This window comes from Stenotrophomonas sp. YJH_SMC_101-4 (assembly GCF_059370395.1).
The window spans coordinates 434,488-453,011 of the sequence record NZ_JCAFTP010000005.1; the positions used below are offsets into that span (position 1 = coordinate 434,488).

The following is an 18,524-nucleotide window of genomic DNA, read 5'->3' on the forward strand; positions in this document are numbered from 1 at the left end:
CTCGCCGGGCGTGGCCCGGCGCTACCGAGCTTCGGTCGGGTGGATGACGTTCAACCAAACGCCAGCAACTGCGGCTGCAACGCGTTGAAGATCCGCGCCAGCCGCTCCGCCCAGGCCTGCTGCCCGGCCACATCGGCAATCAGGTCCTGGCGGATTTCCAGTTCCACGTGCACCAGCCCACGGCCTTCGCCATGCACCGGCACCGCGTAGTCGCTGGTGCTGCTGACCGAATACGGTTCGTTGTCACCCACCACCAGGTCGCCTTCGTCGCGTAGTGCCTGCAGCAGGGCATGGGCAAAGCGCGTGTCCTGGTGGTACAGCACGCCAGCATGCCACGGCCGCTGCGCGCCGTTCATCGCCGGGGTGAAGCTGTGCATCATCACCAGCAGCGTGGGGCGGCCGGCATCACGGCGTGCATCAAGCTCGGCGTCGATGCGCGCATGGTAGGGCGCATGGATCGCATCGATACGCTGCTGCCGCTGCGCCGCCGACAACCCGGCATTGCCCGGCACCACGGTGTGGTCGCTCACTTCCGGAATCAGCGTCGGCGAGGCCAGCGGACGGTTGCAGTCGATCAGCAGGCGCGAATAGGTCTGTTCGATCGCCCAGGCGTCCAGCCGTTCGGCCAGTGCGCGGGTGGTGCCGGCAATGCCGATGTCCCAGCCGATATGGCGGTCAAGTTCGGCCTGGGCCAGGCCGAGCCCGGTCAGCGCACGCGGCACCTGCTGGCCGGCATGGTCGGCCAGCAGCAGGTACGGCGACGCGCCCTGCGCCCGGTGGATCGCGTAGATTGCCGGATCATCGGCGCCCAGCAGCGCCGGCAGCGCATGCAGGTCGGCGTCAGCCACGCGGGCGTCCGTCCAGGTGATGCTCGATCATCCACAGCCCGGCCCAGAGCTTGGCGTCCAGCTCGTAGCCTTCGCCCATCTTCTGCACCAGCCAGGCCGCAGCCTCACTGCGCGGAATCTCGTGCACGGTGATGTCCTCGCTGTCATCGCCGCCACCTTCGCCGATCCGGCGCAGGCCGGTAGCGCGCACGAAGGCGATCTTCTCGCTGCTCGCGCCGGAGGAAGTGGGGCCGATCATCAGCACTTCGGCGTGGTCGGCGGTCCAGCCGGTTTCTTCTTCCAGTTCGCGTACGGCCGAGACTTCGATCGATTCGCCGGCGTGGATGTCGCCGACCAGGCCGGCCGGCATCTCGATGGTGGGGGCCTGCAGCGGCACGCGGAACTGCTCGACGAACAGCACCTTGTCCTCGGGGGTGACGGCGATGATGATCGCTGCCAGGCCGCCGGCATGGGTGCGTTCGCTGTACTCCCAGGTGCCTCGCACCAGCATGCGCTGGTACTTGCCTTCATAGACGACACGCGGGGCTTCGGTGTTGCGCTGGCTCATGCGGGCTCGCTGTGGGTGGGAAGAATGTCGGGTACGCCGGCGGCATCGAACAGCCGACGGCGGGTCATCGGGCCGAAGCGCAGGGCCTGGCACAGGCCACCGAGCAGCTCCGGGTCGGCCGCCTGGCGCAGCAGGCCGGGCTGGCTGCCTTCCAGAGGTGCGTCCAGCGCGATGGTGGTCAGCTGGCGCCAGAGCAGGGCGTGCTCGCGCTGTTCGCGCAGGCGCACGGCCATCTGCGCGGCACCGCGCAGGCGCAGGAACGGCACTTCGTCCAGGCGTTCGTACAGCGCATCCATGCTGCCGAAATGGGCCAGCAGCACGGCGGCGGACTTGCTGCCGACACCACTGACGCCGGGAATGTTGTCCACCGCATCGCCGCACAGTGCCAGGTAGTCGGCAATCTGGTGAGCGTGCACGCCGTGCCGTGCCTTCACCCCGGCCACGTCCCAGCGCTGGTTGCGTGCGTAGTCCCACTGCTCGTCGTGATCCAGCAGCAGCTGCGAGAGGTCCTTGTCGGCGGAAATGATCACCCCGCGGTGGCTGCCACGGTGGACGTGCAGCGCGCTGCCGATCAGGTCATCGGCCTCGTATTCGTGGTGGGCCAGCACTGCAAGGCCCAACGCCGCGCACAGCGCCTTGCAGTGCACGAACTGGCGCTTGAGCGCCTCCGGCGCCGGGTCGCGGTTGGCCTTGTAGGCCGGATACAGGCGGTGGCGGAAGCCACTGTCCAGTGCTTCGTCGAAGGCGATGGCGATGTGCCGCGGGCGCTCGCGCTCGAGCAGGTCCAGCAGGAAGCGGGCGAAGCCGTGCACCGCGTTGGTCGGCCAGCCCTGCGCGTCCTGGAACTGGTCCGGCAGCGAGTGCCAGGCGCGGAACACGTAGATGCTGGCGTCGACCAGGTACAGCGAGGGCGGCGCTGCCGGCAGGCTCATGCTGGCGGCGTCCAGTCACGCAGCAGGGCCGCCGGATCGGGGCGCTCGCGTTCGGGGACGGCGGCCTTCGGCGTGCCGATATGGATGAAACCGGCGATGCCTTCGCCCTCGGACAGCCCCAGATAGGCCTGCACGGCCGGGTCGAAGGCCATCCATGCGGTCAGCCACTGCGCACCGAAGCCCAGCGCCTGCGCGGCCTGCAGCAGGGCGAAGCAGACGCAGCCGGCGGTCATCAGCTGTTCCTGTTCGGGCACTTTCGGGTCCGGACGCGGACTGGCCACCACCACGATCACCAGCGGCGCATGGCTGAAACGCTGGCGGTCCTTTTCGAATACCGCCTCACCGGCATGCGGGTCGCGCTGGCGGCTGCGCTCGGCCAGGAAGTCGCCCAGAGTGTGACGTGCATCGCCGGCGATCTTCAGGAAGCGGAACGGTACGCGCTTGCCGTGGTCGGGCACGCGCACGGCCGAGGCCAGCATGCGCTGCAGGGTGGCCGGATCCGGTCCGGGCTCGCCCAGTTGCCGCGAGGGCACCGAGCGGCGGGCATCCAGGGCAAGCAGGGCAGCGGGGTCGGGCATGGAATCTGAACCGGTCATCACGGGTGTTTGATTATAGTCGGGGTGGTCAATGACGCCGTCTGTGTCGCGTCTCGCCCCTGAATATCAAACTGTGATGAACATCATGCCACTGGCGGGAATGGGACGACCGCTTCCTCTCGCCTCGTGGGCCTCGCACGGCTTACGATATCTATCTTGCCGGGCCGCCGGTCATGAGGTTTGAAGTGAGGACTGTTTCACTGTCCGTGACGGGCTGGCCGGCCTACCATCGACGTACCGGTACATGGGGTGTGCCGGTCGTCGCGATGTCCATGCTGTCTGTCGTATCAGAGAAGGTGGGGAGCCTTCCCGAATGATGAGCGCGCCCACACCGATGGGATCGCCGGGCCGTGACCCGGTCCAGCTTCAGCGTGCCCGGGACATGGTCCTGCCGGCGCTGTGCCAGGCTTTCGGGGCCGCACTGGCGCGTTTCGACGATGCACTGTTCGACCGGGCCGGCAATGCAGGCTCGTCGCAGCTGCTGTTCCTGGATGCGATGCGCGAGCTGCGCCGCCGCCGTGAGGACATCGCCGCCGCCTTTGCCGGCCACCTGCAGCGGGCCTGGGATGCACTGGCCAGTGGCGAGCCGCTGTCGGCCGAAGCCACCCTGTCCGGACCGGCCGAGGATGGCCTGAGCCTGCTGGCTGAACATGTACTGGAGTCGAGGCTGGCGGTGCGCAATTTCGCCACCGTGCTGCTGCGCGACTTCAAGCCGGTGCTGGCGCGGCTGGACCGGCGCCTGGGCCGCTTGATCGGCGGCGCCGAGCTGGATGCCGACCACAATCCGGTCAGCCCCGAGCACCTGGGTGTGGCCATCCATGAGGCCTTTGCCGGCTGCGAGCTGGCGCCGGAAGTGCACCTGGTGCTGATCAAGCTGTGCGAACGCGACCTGCGCGCGCCGGTGGGCCGCATCTACGAGAAGCTGGACGAGCAGCTTGCCGCCGCTGGCGTGATGTCGCAGATGGGGGCGCCGCGGCGTCCGCTGTCGGCCGCGCCCGACCCGCGCATGGCGCCGGGGGCGGACGATCTGGTCGAGCCGCGCCACGCGGCGGGCTTCGAATCCGAATTCAGCGATGATGAACAGGCCGCGCCGGCCTGGGCGCAGCGGTTCGCCGCGCGCTGGTCCGAGCGCCGTGGCCACATGCAGCAGCACCTCGGGGGCGAGGATGCCGGCAGCGGCGAGGCGTATGCCGGCCAGCAGGGGATGTTGCTGGAGGCCCTGCATGAGCTGCTGCAGCAGACCCGCCATGTTCGCGAGGACGCCACCTCGGCCGCGCAGGTCGCGGTTGGCCAGCACCGCCCGTTGAGCCAGCGCGAGATGATGTCGGTGCTGTCGCTGCTGCAGGCCACGCCCAGTGCGACGCTGCGTGCGGCCATCGGCGAGGACGGCGAATCGTTGGCGCAGCGATTGAAGAGTGAAGTGCTGTCCAGCGCCACCCGGCTTGGCGTCGATCCCGGCCAGACCCGGCTGGACCCGCAGGACGAGGATGCGATTGATCTGGTCGGCATGCTGTTCGACGTGATGCTGGACGAACGCGAGCTGGAAGGCCGCTCACGCGAGTTGATCGGCCGCCTGGTGGTGCCCTTCGTCAAGGTGGCGATGCTCGACCGCCGCATGTTCGTGCAGAAGACCCACCCGGCACGCAAGCTGCTCAACTCGCTGGCCGAAGCCTGCGAAGGCAATACCGGCGAAAGCCAGGCCGAGCGCATGCTGATGGCCAAGGTCGAGGAGATCATCGAACGGCTGGTGGCCGAGTTCAACGAGAACCTGGCGATCTTCCTGACCCTGGAAGAAGAATTCCGCGAGTTCCTCGTGCAGCATCGCCGCCGCGTGGAAATCGCCGAGCGTCGCGCCGCCGAAACGCAGCGCGGCCAGGAAAAGCTGGAAATGGCCCGCAGCCGTGCCGGTGCCGAACTGGACCGCCGCATCGGCGATGCCACCCTGCCGCCGGCCATCGCCGAGTTCCTGCGCCAGCCGTGGCAGCACCACCTGACCCTGGCGCTGCTGCGCGAGGGCGAGGAGGGCGCGTCGGTGGCCGAGGCACTGAGCCTGGCTGACGGCCTGCTGGAGGAAGTGGCCGAGGCCCGCCGCCAGATCGTCGGCAAGCCGTGGCTGCAGGCCTGGCAGCCGGTGCTGGCCAAGGTATTTGCCAGTGTCGGCGTGCACGGCGATGCCGCCACCGGTGCCATCGACGCCTTGCATGACACCCTGCAGGGCATTGCTGAATCGCGCCCGGAACTGCAGCGCGCGCTGCCGGAACTGCCGCAGGTTGCCTTGCCGGCGCCGCCGGTGGCTGAATCGCCCGCGGTCGAGCTGGGCGGGCAGATCGACGCCGACGATTTCGACAACGCCGACGCCGACCGCTTCCGCCGCATGGAAATCGGCAACTGGCTGGACTTCGTCGACAAGGACGGCAAGGTGCAGGCCGGCAAGCTGTCCTGGGTCAGCCCGATCTCCTCGCGCCTGCTGTTCGTCAACCGCCGCGGCGTGCGCTTCTGCGTGGCCTCGCCGGAGGAACTGGCGGTGATGGTGCGGCTGGGCCGGCTGCGCGCCCACGTCGACGATGGCGCCTTCGACAGCGCGATGCAGGGCGTGATCGATCGGCTGGACCCAGGCAGCGCCACCCTGCACTGAGCGGTGGCTGCCTGCTAGGATCGGGAAAACTCACCGATCAGCGGGGACCTGCATGGCCGTGGCGTTGCTGGGGATCAAGGAGACCGCGCCGGGCGAACGGCGCGTGGCGTTGACGCCGGAAACCGCGCGCAAGCTCGGTGCCCTCGGCATTACCGTCTGGTACGAGGCCGGCGCCGGCTTGGCCGCAGGCTTCACCGATGCGGCCTATGACGATGCCGGCGCACGTGTGTTCGACGCGGGCCGTTGGGGCGAGATCGATATCCTGCTGTGCGTGCAGGCGCCGCCGGCGTTGGTCCTGGAGCAGCTCAAGCCCGCTGCCAGCGTGGTTGGCCTGCTGGCCCCGGCCAGTGATCCGGCGCTTGCGGCATTGGCCGCTGGCGACCGCCTGCAGCTGTTCCCGCTGCAGCAGCTGCCGCGCACCACCCGCGCGCAGGCGATGGACGTGCTCAGTTCGCAGGCCGGCATGGCCGGCTACAAGGCGGCGCTGATCGCGGCCGAACGCGCGCCCCGTTTCTTCCCGATGCTGACCACTGCTGCCGGCACCGTGCGACCGGCCAAGGTGCTGGTGATCGGTGCGGGCGTGGCGGGCCTGCAGGCCATTGCCACTGCCCGGCGTCTTGGTGCGCAGGTGGAAGGCTTCGACGTGCGCCCGGAAACCCGCGAGCAGATCCAGTCGCTGGGCGCGCGCTTTCTCGACCTCGGGGTGAGCGCGGCGGGCGAGGGCGGTTACGCGCGCGCGTTGACCGATGAAGAGCGTGCCGAGCAGCAGCGCCGCCTGGCCGACCACCTGCGTGGTGTGGATGTGGTGATCTGCACCGCTGCGGTTCCGGGGCGACCGGCGCCGACGATCGTGACTGCCGCAATGGTGGAAGGCATGGCCACCGGCAGCGTGATCGTGGATCTGGCGGCGGAGAGCGGCGGCAACTGCGCACTGACCCAGCCGGGGCAGTGCATCGAGCATCAGGGCGTGACCATCGATGGCCCGCTGGGCCTGGCCAGCCGCGGTGCAACGCAGGCCAGCGAGATGTATGCGCGCAACCTGCTCAACTTCGTCGCGCTGTTCGTGCGCGAAGGCCAGCTCGGTTTCGACTGGGACGACGAGCTGCTGGCGAAGACGCGCTGGCAGGCGTGAGTCGGTAGCGCCGGGCCATGCCCGGCGAGCGCAGCGGTATGCGGAAATCCGCCGGGCATGGCCCGGCGCTACCGAAGCGGAGGCGTTACCGCGGCTTCGCCGGCGGCGGGTTCTCGCGCACCCAGTCCTTGCGTTGTTGCGGCGTCATCTGCGACCAGCGCTCGCGCAGTGCGTCGCGCTGCGCGGGCGGCAGATCCCGCATCTGGCCGAACAGGGCCCGGGCCTGCTCACGCTGTTCCGGGCTCATGTGCTCGAAGCGGCGCAGGCCACGTCGGGCCTTGTCGCGTTCCTCAGGGCTCATCGACTGCCAGCGCTGGCCATGCGAGAGCATGCGCTGGCGCTGGCCGGCATCGGCGCTGTTCCAGCGGTCGCGCAGCGGTGCCAGCAGGGATTCCCGCTGTGCTTCACTCAACTGTTCCCAGGCCGGCAGCGGCGCGGCCGGCGCGGGGCGTGCGGCAGGGGAGGGCGCGGCGCTCTGCGCCAGTGCCGGGAGGGCCGGCAGCAGCGACAGGGTCAGCAGCAGCGGCAGGTGATTGAATCGGGGCATGGTTCACTCCATCGCCAGGTCGGTATCGCCCAGCCACAGGTACAGGTCGGGATTTTCGTCGTAGAGCGCGCTGTTGTCTTCCACCGAGGCAAGCACAGGTGCCGGCGCAGGGCCCGTCAGCGTGCCATGGCCGCTGAACTGCAGGCCGATACCCAGTGCCACCACCAGCGAACAGGCACTGGCCAGCCACCAGCGCCAGCGCCCGCGATGGGTGGCCGTGGCGCCGTGGCGAGCCTGGCGCAGCCGGGCCAGCGTTGCCGGCGACAGCGCGTGCAGCGACTGTGCGTGCAGGCTGCGCAGGGTGTCATCGGAAGGCAGGGAGCGGTTCACGGGTGGATCTCCAGGTAATCCTGCAGCGCCTGGCGGGCGCGTGCCAGATGGGTTTTTACCGCGCCTTCGCTGCAGCCCATGGCGCGGGCGGTGGTGGCCCCGTCCAGGTCCTGCAGCACGCGAAGGGTGAAGGCTTCGCGCTGGCGGGCGGGCAGGCGGCGCAACGCGTCCACCAGCTGCTGGTACTGCTGGCGCTGTTCGTGCGCCTGCGCCGGGTCCGGGCCGGGATCGGCCTAGTCGATCTCGCCCCCGTCGGCGTCCTGGTTGTCGCGCCAGAACGGCAGGCGGAAGCGGCGCCGGCGCTGTGCGTCGATCACGCGCCGGCGCAGGATGCTCCAGAACAGCGGCGCCCATTCGGCCGCCGGCTTGTCGGCGTAGTCCAGCATGCGCAGCAGTGCGTCCTGCACTGCGTCCATGGCGTCTTCGCGCTGGCGCAGGCCGGCCTCGGCGAAGCGGAACGCACGCGGGCCGACGCTGGCCAGGAACGCCTCCAGCGATGCCGGCGGGGCATCGGTCTCGGCGCTCGGGGGGACGGGGCTGCTCACCAGCACAGGGTACGGTTCCTCGCTCGGGGTCACCATCGACAACGCGTGAGCGCCGCTTCGGTTGACGCCGGGTGCACGCGGGGTTCAGCCCATGGTTATGATGGGACGACGAAGACAGAGCAGGAGCGTTGCCAGTGAGTGACGGGTTCGTGGCGCTGTACATCTTCATGCTGGCGGCCATCGCCGGCCACGTGATCATTTCGCGGGTGCCGGTGATCCTGCATACCCCGCTGATGTCGGGCTCCAACTTCATCCACGGCATCGTGCTGATCGGCGCGATGGTGGTGCTGGGGCATGCGCAGACGCCGCTGGAGAAAGCCCTGGGCTTCCTCGCCGTGGTGCTCGGTGCCGGCAACGCCGCCGGTGGCTACGTGGTCACCGCGCGCATGCTGGAAATGTTCAAGCCGAGCGCGCCCAAGGGGGGCCAGGACGAACCGAAGGAGCCGCAGGCTTGAACATCAGCACCGTCGAACTGCTCGATTGGCTGGTCAAGGCCAGTTACCTCGCTGCCGCCACGCTGTTCCTTCTGGGCCTGCAGCGCATGGCCTCGCCGCTGACCGCGCGCAGCGGCATCCGCTGGGCCGGGCTGGGCATGCTGCTGGCCACGGTGGCGACCTTCTTGCTCCCCGAACTGCACAACGTGCCGCTGATCCTGGTGGCGCTGCTGCTCGGCGCCGGCCTGGCCTGGTGGTCGGCCGGCAAGGTTGCCATCACCGACATGCCGCAGATGGTGGCGCTGTACAACGGCATGGGCGGTGGCTCGGCGGCGGCCATCGGTGCAGTGGAACTGCTGCGCTACGCCTTCCTGGCCAACCGCGATACCAGTCACTGGAGCACGCAGGCGCTGGCCGACCTGGCCGCACGGCAGCCGTCGGGCATGGTGCTGCTGCTGGCGGTGGTCGGCGCGGCCATCGGTGCGGTGTCGCTGTCCGGCTCGGTGATCGCCTGGGCCAAGCTGGATGGGCGCCTGGACAAGCGCGTGACCTGGCCCGGCCAGCAGGTGATGAACCTGCTGGTGGCACTGGCGGTGGTGGTGCTGGCGATCATCGCCGCGAGCACGCTCCACACCTGGGCGATCGTCGCCTTCTTCGTGCTGGCGCTGGCACTGGGCGTGCTGATGACGCTGCCGATCGGCGGCGCCGACATGCCGGTGGTGATCTCGCTGTACAACGCCTTCACCGGCCTGGCGGTGTCGTTCGAAGGCTACGTGCTGGGCAACGAGGCATTGATCATCGCCGGCATGATGGTCGGCGCGGCGGGCATCCTGCTGACCCGGCTGATGGCCAAGGCGATGAACCGGCCGATCCGCAACGTGTTGTTCTCCAACTTCGGCGGCGGTGCCGGCGGGGAAGCGCAGGCGATCACGGGTGCGCAGAAGCCGATTGAAGCGTCGGATGTCGCGGCGATGATGGCCTACGCCGAACGCGTGGTGATCGTGCCTGGATACGGCATGGCGGTGGCGCAGGCGCAGCACAAGATATGGGAGCTGGCGCAGCGGCTGGGCCAGCGCGGGGTGAAGGTGAAGTTCGCGATCCACCCGGTGGCCGGACGCATGCCCGGGCACATGAACGTGCTGCTGGCCGAAGCGGGCGTGCCCTACGACCTGATCGCCGACATGGACGACATCAACCCGGAGTTCGCCAACACCGACGTGGTGCTGGTGATCGGTGCCAACGACGTGGTCAATCCGGTGGCACGCACCGACCCGGCCAGCCCGATCTACGGCATGCCCGTGCTGGACGTGGTCAACGCGCGCAACGTGGTGGTGATCAAGCGCGGCAAGGGCACCGGCTTCGCCGGCATCGAGAATGCGCTGTTCTACGCCGACAACACCCGCATGCTGTACGGCGACGGTGCGGAAGCGGCAGCCTCGCTGGTGAGCGAACTGAAGGCGCTCGACGGCGGGCATTGAGGCCGTACCGGTAGCGCCGGGCCATGCCCGGCGGCGTTTCGTGCGGACCGCTGCGCTCGCCGGGCATGGCCCGGCGCTACCCTCATCCACGCGTGGCGTGAATCTGCGCGGTCAGCGCGCCAGCCAGGCGCCCACGGCCACGCCCAGGGCCAGCCACAGCCACTCGATCGCGCCATTGGCGAGGGTGATCAGGGTCCAGGCCAGGTGCGGGCCCATCCGCATCGTGGCGTCCCACAGATCCAGCCCGATCGAGCCGCCCATCCAGGCGCTGGCGATGGCCCAGTTGGCCACGGCGGCCACCAGCAGGGTGCCCAGCACGACCAGCGCGATGCGCAACCGGCCCGGGCCCAGCGTACCCATGCGCAGCATGAACACCAGTTCCAGGGCGGTCAGTACCGCCATCCAGCCGACCTGCCGGCCGGTCATCAGCGCCAGCACCATCCAGGCAAGGGGAGCAACAACCAGACCCAGCAACAGCATGAGGGGCCAGAGCCAGGTCACGGTCCTGGCACGCGCGGCATTGGAGGACATCGAAGCTCCCTGAAGATCACCCACAGGATACTGTGGTTTGCCGCAGTGCACCGGCGGCCGCAGGGCGGCTGGGCTAGAATGCCGTCTTGCGTGGCCCCGGCCACGGCCCCATATCGGTCCCCATGTATTCCCGTAGCAGCGAACCTGTCCACTTCGAACGCGATTGCGAGGCCGTGATGGTCCCGCAGGGCGACACCGTGACCCTGCCTGCCGGCAGCTATGGGTACATCACCCAGGCACTGGGCGGCAGTTATTCGGTGTTTGTCGAGGGCAACCTGTTCCGCATCGCCGGCAAGGACGGCGACGCCATCGGCAAGGAGGCGCCGGCACCGCTGGAACTGCCCGCCGATGCCACCGATGAACAGGTGGAACAGCTGGTATGGCAGCAGCTGCGCACCTGCTTCGACCCGGAAATTCCGGTGAACATCGTCGAACTGGGCCTGGTCTACGAAGTCGAGATCAAGCACCTGGACGAAGGCAAGCGCGAGATCGACGTGAAGATGACCCTGACCGCACCGGGCTGCGGCATGGGCGAGATCCTGGTCGACGACGTGCGCAGCAAGCTCGAAATGATCCCGACGGTGGCCGAGGCCGACGTCGACCTGGTATTCGACCCGCCGTGGAACCAGCACATGATGTCCGAGGCGGCCCGGCTCGAGACCGGCATGCTTTGACCCACGGCCCGCAGTGACGCGGGCCCGGCATTACCCGCAACCAGAACAGGAAATCTCCGGTGTCCCAGTCCATTCCCAGCTTCGCCGTCACCCGTTCGGACCACCCGCGCAGCGCTGAAGAGCGCGCCCAGATCCTGGAGAAGCCGGGCTTCGGCCTGCACTTCACCGACCACATGGTGGAAGTGCGCTGGGACAAGGACACCGGCTGGCACAACGCCAACGTGCGCGCCTACGGCCCGCTGCAGCTGGACCCGGCTGCAGCCGTGCTGCATTACGGCCAGGAAATCTTCGAAGGCATCAAGGCCTATCGCCATGCCGACGGTTCGATCTGGACCTTCCGCCCGGATGCCAACGGCCGTCGCCTGCAGCGTTCGGCGCAGCGCCTGGCGCTGCCGGAACTGCCGGTGGAGATCTTCGTCGAATCGCTGAAGCAGCTGATCGCCGTCGACAGCGCCTGGGTGCCGTCGGCCGATGAGTCGAGCCTGTACTTCCGTCCGTTCATGATCGGCGACGAAGCCTTCCTCGGCGTGCGTGGCGCGCACAAGGCCGGCTACTACGTCATCGCCAGCCCGGCTGGCCCGTACTTCGCCAAGGGCGTCGCCCCGGTGTCGATCTGGCTGTCCACCGAATACGCGCGTGCAGCCAAGGGCGGCACCGGCGCCGCCAAGTGCGGCGGCAACTACGCGGCTTCGCTGCTGCCGCAGCAGAAGGCGCAGGCACAGGGCTGCTCGCAGGTGTTGTTCCTCGACCCGGTGGAAGGCAAGTACCTGGAAGAACTGGGCGGCATGAACGTGTTCCTGGTCTACAAGGACGGCACGCTGGTCACCCCGCAGCTCTCGGGCAGCATCCTTGAGGGCATTACCCGCGAGAGCATCCTGCAGCTGGCCCGCGACCGCGGCATGAAGGTCGAAGAGCGCAAGGTCAGCATCGACGAGTGGAAGGACGGCGTTGCCTCCGGCGAGATCGCCGAAGTGTTCGCCTGCGGCACCGCGGCGGTGGTCACCCCGATCGGCCAGCTGAAGGGCGAGGGCTTCTCGGTGGGGGACATCAATGCCCCGGCCGGCGAAGTGACCATGTCGCTGCGCAAGGAACTGACCGACATCCAGTACGGCCGCCTGCCGGACCGCCACAACTGGCTGGTCAAGCTGGGCTGATCACCCACGCCGAACCGTAGCGTCGAGCCATGCTCGACTGCGCCTCTGGAAAGCCCGTCCCTGTGACGGGCTTTCTGCGTTATGGGCCTGGGGGTCAGATCCCTTTTCCATGGGAAAAGGATCTGGCCCCGAAACAGCGGACGCCGATGTCGGCAAAGTCATTCCGGGACACGTGACGACCCAGTCAGGTCTGTGCAGGGCACGAGAAAGTTCCTTCACCTTCACAAACCCTCGACCCGGGAAGTCTCAGAACGAACATTTCATCTTGCTGAAAAGACGCTGAAAATCTTGTGGTGTCCGGTTTTGGTCATTAGCGTCATCTGCACGGCGGATCGGAAGGGGGATCCGCTGGCTCGCCGGACTTCGAACCTCGCCAATGCAAGCCAGCCCAGGGTTCGGGCCGGTGCTTCTGCCGATTCCGGCATTCACACCACAAGAAAGGGAAATACGATGTCCCAGGTAACGCAACCGCGTGTGCGTCGAGTGTGGGTGGTCCTTGGTGCGTCCGTTCTGTCATCGCTGCTGCTGGCCACGCCTGCGCTGGCCGGTGATGTCCAGCTCAGCGGCCTGCAGTCCGCGCCGACCCACCAGCGCTTCATCGTGAAGTACCGCGACGGCAGCGCGCCGGTGGCCAACACCACCGCACTGGCCTCTTCACTGAAAAGTGCCGCCGCCGGCCTGGCCAGCAGCCAGGGCCGCGCGCTGGGCCTGCAGCAGGTCCGCAAGCTGGCCGTCGGCCCGACCCTGGTCAAGACCGATCGTCCGCTCGACCAGGCCGAATCCGAGCAGCTGATGCGCAAGTTGGCCGCCGACCCGAACGTGGAATACGTTGAAGTCGACCAGATCATGCGTGCCACGCTGACCCCGAACGACACCCGCTTCAGCGAGCAATGGGGCTTCGGCACCTCCAATGCCGGCATCAACATCCGGCCGGCCTGGGACAAGGCCACCGGCACCGGTGTGGTCGTGGCGGTGATCGACACCGGCATCACCAACCATGCCGACCTCAATGCCAACATCCTGCCGGGCTACGACTTCATCAGCGACGCGGCGATGGCGCGCGACGGCAACGGCCGCGACAACAACCCGAACGATGAGGGCGACTGGTACGGCGACAACGAGTGCCAGGCGGGCTACCCGGGCTCGAACTCCAGCTGGCACGGTACCCACGTGGCCGGTACGGTGGCGGCGGTGACCAACAACAGCACCGGCGTGGCAGGTACCGCATTCAACGCCAAGGTCGTGCCGGTGCGCGTGCTCGGCAAATGCGGCGGTTACACCTCTGACATCGCCGACGCGATTGTGTGGGCCTCCGGCGGCAGCGTCAGCGGCGTGCCGGCCAATGCCAATCCGGCCGAGGTCATCAACCTCTCGCTGGGCGGCGGTGGCAGCTGCTCGACCACCTACCAGAACGCGATCAATGGCGCTGTCGGCCGTGGCACCACCGTGGTGGTCGCCGCTGGCAACAGCAACACCAACGTGTCCTCGTCGGTGCCGGCCAACTGCCCGAACGTGATCGCAGTGGCGGCCACCACCTCGGCCGGTGCGCGTGCCAGCTTCTCCAACTATGGCAACGGCATCGATATCTCGGCACCGGGCCAGGGCATCCTGTCCACCCTCAACAGCGGCACCACCACCCCGGGCAGTGCCAGCTACGCTTCGTACAACGGCACCTCGATGGCAGCACCGCATGTGGCCGGCGTGGTCGCGCTGATGCAATCCGTAGCCCCAAGCCCGCTGAGCCCGGCGCAGGTGGAGAGCATCATCAAGAGCACCGCACGCCCGCTGCCGGGCGCCTGCTCGGGTGGCTGCGGCGCCGGCATCATCGACGCCGACGCGGCGGTCGCTGCAGCGATCAACGGCGGCGGCCCGAACCCGGGTGGCAACGTGCTGCAGAACAACGTTCCGGTGACCGGCCTGGGCGCTGCCAGCGGCGCTTCGCTGAGTTACACCGTGAACGTTCCGGCCGGCAGCACCCAGCTGCGCGTGGCGATCAGTGGCGGCAGCGGTGACGCCGACCTGTATCTGCGCCAGGGCAGTGCCCCGACCGACACGGTGTACACCTGCCGTCCGTACCTGAGCGGCAATGCTGAAACCTGCACCGTCAACAGCCCCGCCGCCGGCACCTGGTATGTGCGGGTGAAGGCGTACAGCACCTTCTCGGGCCTGACCCTCAACGCCCAGTACTGAGCCCAAGCCCCTCTCCATGGGCACGCCCCGGCTTAGGCCGGGGCGTTTTTGCATGGGGCCGCGCGGTGGTGCGTGCCGCCGCGTCGTGGTGGGTGCCGACCCTGGTCGGCACGCCGTTCCTCAAACCGATTCGAAGCGGTTCGCGGCCACGTTCTTGCGCACGTGCTGCGGGTCGAAAATCCGCCCGTTCATCGCGATGTACACGCCGGTCGGCAACGACTGCACCGCACCGATCGCGCAGCCGATGTTGAACTCCGCATCCGAACCGCGGAAACGCGCCGGGCTCAGCGCGCCGGTCATCACGATGGTCTTGTCCGGGATCGTCGCCAGCACCTTGCCGGTCTGCACCATCGAATCGGTGCCGTGGGTCACCAGCACGTGCCGGGTCGGCTGCGCGGCGATGGTGGCGCGGATCAGTTCGCGGTCTTCATCGTTGATATGCAGCGAATCCTTGCGCAGGATCGGAATCACGTTGAAGCGGAACGTCACGCCCAGCTCGCGCAGGATCATGCCGATCTGGGGGTCGCCGATCTGGTAGTCCGACTTGTCGTCGAAGTAGATCTTGTCGATCGTGCCACCGGTGGTGACGACCAGGAGCTCTTCCATCATGTGCATGCGCGAAACCAGGACAGGTACAGCGGCGCGGGGCCAGGAACACAGATGATACGGCCCGGCGGGCGCAGCGTCAGCGTCGCTTGCCGAAGCGGGCGCGCAGCCCTGGCAGGCTGGTGCTGAAGACCACCAGCAGGGCCAGCGCGATCTCGATCAGCGCCAGCCAGCGCGTCTCCGGGTGGCTCCAGGCGCTCATCACGCCGTGGCTGAACCAGCCCAGGGCCAGCACCGAGGCCCAGAAACCGGCCTTGCGCCAGCCCAGGCGCAGTGCGATGGCCAGTGCCAGTGGCGGCGCGGTGAACACCAGCTGGGTGGCCAGCCAGTGCTTGTCATTGATGAACCAGCCGGCGAACAGCGCGGCCAGCCCCATCAGGGCCAGCAGCAGGACCGTGCGCGGCGCGGCGCTCATCGGGCCAGCCGCTGCGCGATGTCGGCCACCCGGTGGCCCAGCGCGCGCGCCAACACCGCCTCGTCGTCGGTCGGCTGCGGGTCGTCGGCGGCACCGGCGACGTGGCTGGCGCCATAGGGCGTGCCGCCACTGGTGGTGTGGCTCAGCGCCGGCTCGGTGAACGGGATGCCGACGATCACGCAGCCATGGTGCAGCAGTGGCACCTGCATCGACAGCAGAGTCGATTCCTGCCCGCCATGCATCGAGGCGGTGGAGGTGAACACGCCGGCCGGCTTGCCGGAGAGGGTGCCGTTGACCCATTCGGCGCCCAGCCCGTCGAGGAAGTGCTTCACCGGGGCCGCCATGTTGCCGAAGCGGGTGGGGCTGCCGAGCAGCAGGCCCTGGCATTCGACCAGGTCCTGCACGCTCACGTAGGGGGCGCCATCGTCGGGTACCGGCGGCTGCGCGGTCTGGGTCACCGCAGCCACCGGCGGCACCGTGCGCAGGCGCGCGGTCATGCCCGGCACTTCGCCGATGCCCCGCGCGATCTGGCGCGCCAGCCGTGCCACCGAACCGCCCCGGCTGTAGTACAGCACCAGAATCTCGCCCATCGTGCCCGCTTCTCCTCGTCGTGTGGCCACCAGTATGGCTATCCTGCGAGCATTCCGCATCGGGTACCCTTTCGCCGATGGAACCTTTGGATACGCTCAACCTGTGGATGGAGCGCGCGCGGGATCGCGCACGGGCCATCAGTTTCGGCCGCTTCCTGTGGCATCGCTTCCTCGACGACCGCCTGTTCCAGGCAGCGGCGGCGCTGGCGTACACCACGGTGTTCGCGCTGGTGCCGCTGGCCATCGTGGTGTTCGGCGTGCTCTCGGCCTTCCCCGTCTTCGACCGCTGGAGCGACCAGCTCAGCGATTACGTCTTCTCCAACTTCGTGCCCAATGCCGCGCGCGCGGCGGAGGGCTACCTGCGGCAGTTCTCGGCCAGTGCCGGCCAGCTCACCGCCGCCGGCTTCATCGCGCTGGTGGTCTCGCTGCTGATCACCCTCAACAGCGTTGAAGAGACCTTCAACCAGATCTGGCGGGTCGGTTCGACCCGGCCCAAGCTGACCCGCTTCCTGGTCTACTGGACCGTGCTGACGTTGGGCGCGATGCTCGCTGCCGCTTCGCTGGCGGTGTCGGCGCGGGTGTTCGCGATGCCACTGTTCGGGACCCAGGAAGGTCGTTGGCTGGCCGAGTTCGCACTGCGGCTGGCGCCGATCCTGATCGAGTTCGTCTGCATCACGCTGATGTTCCGGGTGGTGCCGCACCACACCGTGAAATGGCGGCACGCGGTACCCGGCGCGATTCTCGCGGCGGTCATCCTGGAACTGGTGAAGTGGGGCATTGGCGCCTATCTGGGTAGTTTCCAGTCCTACCAGAAGCTCTACGGCACGGTGGCGTTCGTGCCGATCCTGCTGCTGTGGATCTACCTGTGCTGGGTGGCGGTGCTGCTGGGCGCGTCGCTGTCCTCGTCGATGGCGGCCTTCCGCTACCAGCCGGTGGAACTGCGCCTGCCGCAGGGCTACGAGTTCTATGGCCTGCTGCGCCTGCTCGGCCGCTTCCACCATGCACGTGCCAAGGGCAGGGGCCTGGCCGACGATGAAATCCTGCGTCTGGAGCCGATGCTGACCGATTCGCTGCTGCAGGACCTGGCCTGCAACCTGCAGGAAATCGGCCTGTTGCGCCGCGATGAACGCGGCGAATGGCTGCTCTCGCGCGACCTGGACCAGGTGAGCCTGGCCGATCTGTACGAATGCACCCAGCTGCGCATCCCGGTAGCCGAGCAGCATCTGCCCTACCGCGACGACACACTGGGCCGTGCTGCGCTGGCGGCACTGGACGATCTGCGGCTGCCCCTGCGCGAACGCCTCAAGCGCAAGGTCAGCGATATCTACACCGATTCCGGAGACATGCCATGACCCGCAAGACCCCGTTGCTGCTCCCGCTGGCCCTGCTGCTGGCGCTGTCGGCCTGCAAGCCGGCCCAGGAGCCGACCCCCGCCAGCAGCCAGCCACCGGCACAGGCACCGACGCCGACCTCACCGGCGCCGGTCGAAGAGACCCCGGCCGAACGCATCACCGCCGAGTTCCCGACGCTGAAGATGAAGGCAGTGGATGGCAGCGACTACGACCTGGCCGCGCATCGCGGCAAGTGGGTGGTGGTGAATTTCTGGGCGACCTGGTGTGCACCGTGCCGCAAGGAGATGCCGGAGCTGTCGGCGCTGCACGCGATGCGCAGCAACATCGAGGTGGTCGGCCTGGCCTATGAAGACATCGAGGTGCCGGAGATGCAGTCGTTCCTGACCAAGCATCCGGTGACCTATCCGATCGTGATCGTGGACCCGTTCGACCCGCCGGCGGATTTCGCCACGCCGCGTGGTTTGCCGTTGACGCACCTGCTGGACCCGCAGGGCAAGCTGGCGCACAGCTTCCTCGGCCCGGTGACGGCCGCCGACATCGAAAAGCAGATCGCTGCTGCCAAGTAGGTTGGGTATCGGCAGGGCTGCGCCCTGCACCCGCCGAAACTTTCAAGCAACGGCAACAGCAACTGCCAAAGTGCGATTTCCGTGTTGTGGCGGGGCGGTGTCGGAGTGCGGGGACGCCGCAAGTACGTCCATGTAGGCTTGGCAGCCGCATCCATGCGGCTGACACCCCGCACTCCGACACCGCCCCGCCTCTGACAGATTTCTGCGGCTGTTGGTGGGTGTCGACCTTGGTCGACACGTTAGATCCACGCCGTGCGTGGATGAATCTCCATTGAAATCGAATATTTCGACAATCGAATGAAGAGCATCCACGCATGTCGTCGATCTGCTGCAGGTCGCGAGAATCTGTCGAAGGCGGGGTGGGTCCGGTTGCGGGGGCGTGAGCCGCATGGATGCGGCGACCGAGCTTACATGGACGTACT

General features: G+C 68.1%; 19 protein-coding genes and 1 pseudogene. 9 read left to right on the forward strand and 11 right to left on the reverse strand.

Annotated elements, in window-relative coordinates; translation table 11 throughout:
* Positions 1–50: 50 nt before the first annotated feature.
* The 4 genes from AC5P8D_RS18450 to AC5P8D_RS18465 are packed head-to-tail and all read right to left on the reverse strand — an operon-like array spanning position 51 to position 2,905.
* The gene (locus AC5P8D_RS18450) at positions 51–848 is read right to left on the reverse strand and encodes an N-formylglutamate amidohydrolase (protein ID WP_171953878.1); all 798 of its coding nucleotides are present in this window, start codon (positions 846–848) and stop codon (positions 51–53) included.
* Entirely contained in the window at positions 841–1,395 is a 555-nt protein-coding gene (locus tag AC5P8D_RS18455; protein WP_010481791.1) for an NUDIX hydrolase, read from the reverse strand. The genes AC5P8D_RS18450 and AC5P8D_RS18455 overlap by 8 nt, the downstream gene beginning before the upstream one ends.
* Positions 1,392–2,327: a 5'-3' exonuclease gene (locus AC5P8D_RS18460; RefSeq protein WP_019338109.1), complete on the reverse strand. Its 936-nt coding sequence runs from the start codon at positions 2,325–2,327 to the stop codon at positions 1,392–1,394. The genes AC5P8D_RS18455 and AC5P8D_RS18460 overlap by 4 nt, the downstream gene beginning before the upstream one ends.
* Positions 2,324–2,905: a nitroreductase family protein gene (locus tag AC5P8D_RS18465; protein WP_010481787.1), complete on the reverse strand. Its 582-nt coding sequence runs from the start codon at positions 2,903–2,905 to the stop codon at positions 2,324–2,326. The genes AC5P8D_RS18460 and AC5P8D_RS18465 overlap by 4 nt, the downstream gene beginning before the upstream one ends.
* Before the next feature lie 331 nt (positions 2,906–3,236).
* Between AC5P8D_RS18465 and pacR the strand changes: the two genes are divergently transcribed.
* Together pacR and AC5P8D_RS18475 are read left to right on the forward strand one after the other, a co-directional pair.
* Positions 3,237–5,558 carry a PacR family protein gene (gene pacR, locus AC5P8D_RS18470; protein WP_049453825.1) on the forward strand — a complete coding sequence of 774 codons (2,322 nt, stop codon included), beginning with the start codon at positions 3,237–3,239 and terminating at the stop codon, positions 5,556–5,558.
* 52 nt (positions 5,559–5,610) lie between these two features.
* A complete protein-coding gene (locus AC5P8D_RS18475) occupies positions 5,611–6,690 on the forward strand; it encodes an NAD(P) transhydrogenase subunit alpha (RefSeq protein WP_019338112.1) in 1,080 nt (359 codons plus the stop codon).
* An 85-nt stretch (positions 6,691–6,775) separates the two neighbouring features.
* Here AC5P8D_RS18475 and AC5P8D_RS18480 read toward each other — a convergent pair whose 3' ends face one another.
* The 3 genes and pseudogenes from AC5P8D_RS18480 to AC5P8D_RS18490 form a co-directional block, all read right to left on the reverse strand.
* Positions 6,776–7,237, reverse strand: coding sequence for a DUF3106 domain-containing protein (locus AC5P8D_RS18480; protein WP_159359821.1), 462 nt, complete (start codon positions 7,235–7,237; stop codon positions 6,776–6,778).
* Between the two features lie 3 nt (positions 7,238–7,240).
* The gene (locus AC5P8D_RS18485) at positions 7,241–7,567 is read right to left on the reverse strand and encodes a membrane protein (protein WP_049436456.1); all 327 of its coding nucleotides are present in this window, start codon (positions 7,565–7,567) and stop codon (positions 7,241–7,243) included.
* Positions 7,564–8,148: pseudogene (locus AC5P8D_RS18490) on the reverse strand (RNA polymerase sigma factor). The gene AC5P8D_RS18485 and the pseudogene AC5P8D_RS18490 overlap by 4 nt, the downstream one beginning before the upstream one ends.
* 98 nt (positions 8,149–8,246) lie before the next feature.
* Between AC5P8D_RS18490 and AC5P8D_RS18495 the strand changes: the two are divergent.
* On the forward strand, positions 8,247–8,567 hold the full coding sequence (locus AC5P8D_RS18495) for an NAD(P) transhydrogenase subunit alpha part 2 (RefSeq protein WP_019661150.1): 321 nt from the start codon (positions 8,247–8,249) through the stop codon (positions 8,565–8,567).
* Positions 8,564–10,024, forward strand: coding sequence for an NAD(P)(+) transhydrogenase (Re/Si-specific) subunit beta (locus AC5P8D_RS18500; protein ID WP_159359823.1), 1,461 nt, complete (start codon positions 8,564–8,566; stop codon positions 10,022–10,024). Before AC5P8D_RS18495 ends, AC5P8D_RS18500 begins: the two co-directional genes overlap by 4 nt.
* 111 nt (positions 10,025–10,135) lie before the next feature.
* Here AC5P8D_RS18500 and AC5P8D_RS18505 read toward each other — a convergent pair whose 3' ends face one another.
* On the reverse strand, positions 10,136–10,555 hold the full coding sequence (locus AC5P8D_RS18505) for a hypothetical protein (RefSeq protein WP_049436454.1): 420 nt from the start codon (positions 10,553–10,555) through the stop codon (positions 10,136–10,138).
* 122 nt (positions 10,556–10,677) lie between these two features.
* Here AC5P8D_RS18505 and sufT point away from each other — a divergent pair, with 122 nt between their 5' ends.
* The 3 genes from sufT to AC5P8D_RS18520 all read left to right on the forward strand — a co-directional run bounded on the left by sufT (position 10,678) and on the right by AC5P8D_RS18520 (position 14,573).
* The gene (gene sufT / locus AC5P8D_RS18510) at positions 10,678–11,229 is read left to right on the forward strand and encodes a putative Fe-S cluster assembly protein SufT (RefSeq protein WP_005415385.1); all 552 of its coding nucleotides are present in this window, start codon (positions 10,678–10,680) and stop codon (positions 11,227–11,229) included.
* A 59-nt stretch (positions 11,230–11,288) separates the two neighbouring features.
* Positions 11,289–12,383 carry a branched-chain amino acid aminotransferase gene (locus AC5P8D_RS18515; protein ID WP_010481775.1) on the forward strand — a complete coding sequence of 365 codons (1,095 nt, stop codon included), beginning with the start codon at positions 11,289–11,291 and terminating at the stop codon, positions 12,381–12,383.
* Between the two features lie 450 nt (positions 12,384–12,833).
* Entirely contained in the window at positions 12,834–14,573 is a 1,740-nt protein-coding gene (locus AC5P8D_RS18520) for a S8 family peptidase (protein ID WP_019338133.1), read from the forward strand.
* Between the two features lie 120 nt (positions 14,574–14,693).
* Here the strand turns inward: AC5P8D_RS18520 and AC5P8D_RS18525 are convergent, their stop codons facing one another.
* From AC5P8D_RS18525 to wrbA, 3 genes are all read right to left on the reverse strand, one after another.
* Positions 14,694–15,179: an asparaginase domain-containing protein gene (locus tag AC5P8D_RS18525; RefSeq protein WP_040009892.1), complete on the reverse strand. Its 486-nt coding sequence runs from the start codon at positions 15,177–15,179 to the stop codon at positions 14,694–14,696.
* A 79-nt stretch (positions 15,180–15,258) separates the two neighbouring features.
* On the reverse strand, positions 15,259–15,594 hold the full coding sequence (locus AC5P8D_RS18530) for a DUF2069 domain-containing protein (RefSeq protein WP_019338134.1): 336 nt from the start codon (positions 15,592–15,594) through the stop codon (positions 15,259–15,261).
* A complete protein-coding gene (gene wrbA / locus AC5P8D_RS18535; protein WP_010481764.1) occupies positions 15,591–16,184 on the reverse strand; it encodes an NAD(P)H:quinone oxidoreductase in 594 nt (197 codons plus the stop codon). Before wrbA ends, AC5P8D_RS18530 begins: the two co-directional genes overlap by 4 nt.
* Before the next feature lie 77 nt (positions 16,185–16,261).
* Between wrbA and AC5P8D_RS18540 the strand changes: the two genes are divergently transcribed.
* Positions 16,262–17,536, forward strand: a complete 1,275-nt coding sequence (locus AC5P8D_RS18540; protein ID WP_010481763.1) for a YihY family inner membrane protein — start codon at positions 16,262–16,264, stop codon at positions 17,534–17,536.
* Positions 17,533–18,102 carry a TlpA family protein disulfide reductase gene (locus AC5P8D_RS18545; protein ID WP_329761206.1) on the forward strand — a complete coding sequence of 190 codons (570 nt, stop codon included), beginning with the start codon at positions 17,533–17,535 and terminating at the stop codon, positions 18,100–18,102. The genes AC5P8D_RS18540 and AC5P8D_RS18545 overlap by 4 nt, the downstream gene beginning before the upstream one ends.
* Positions 18,103–18,524 lie beyond the last annotated feature (422 nt).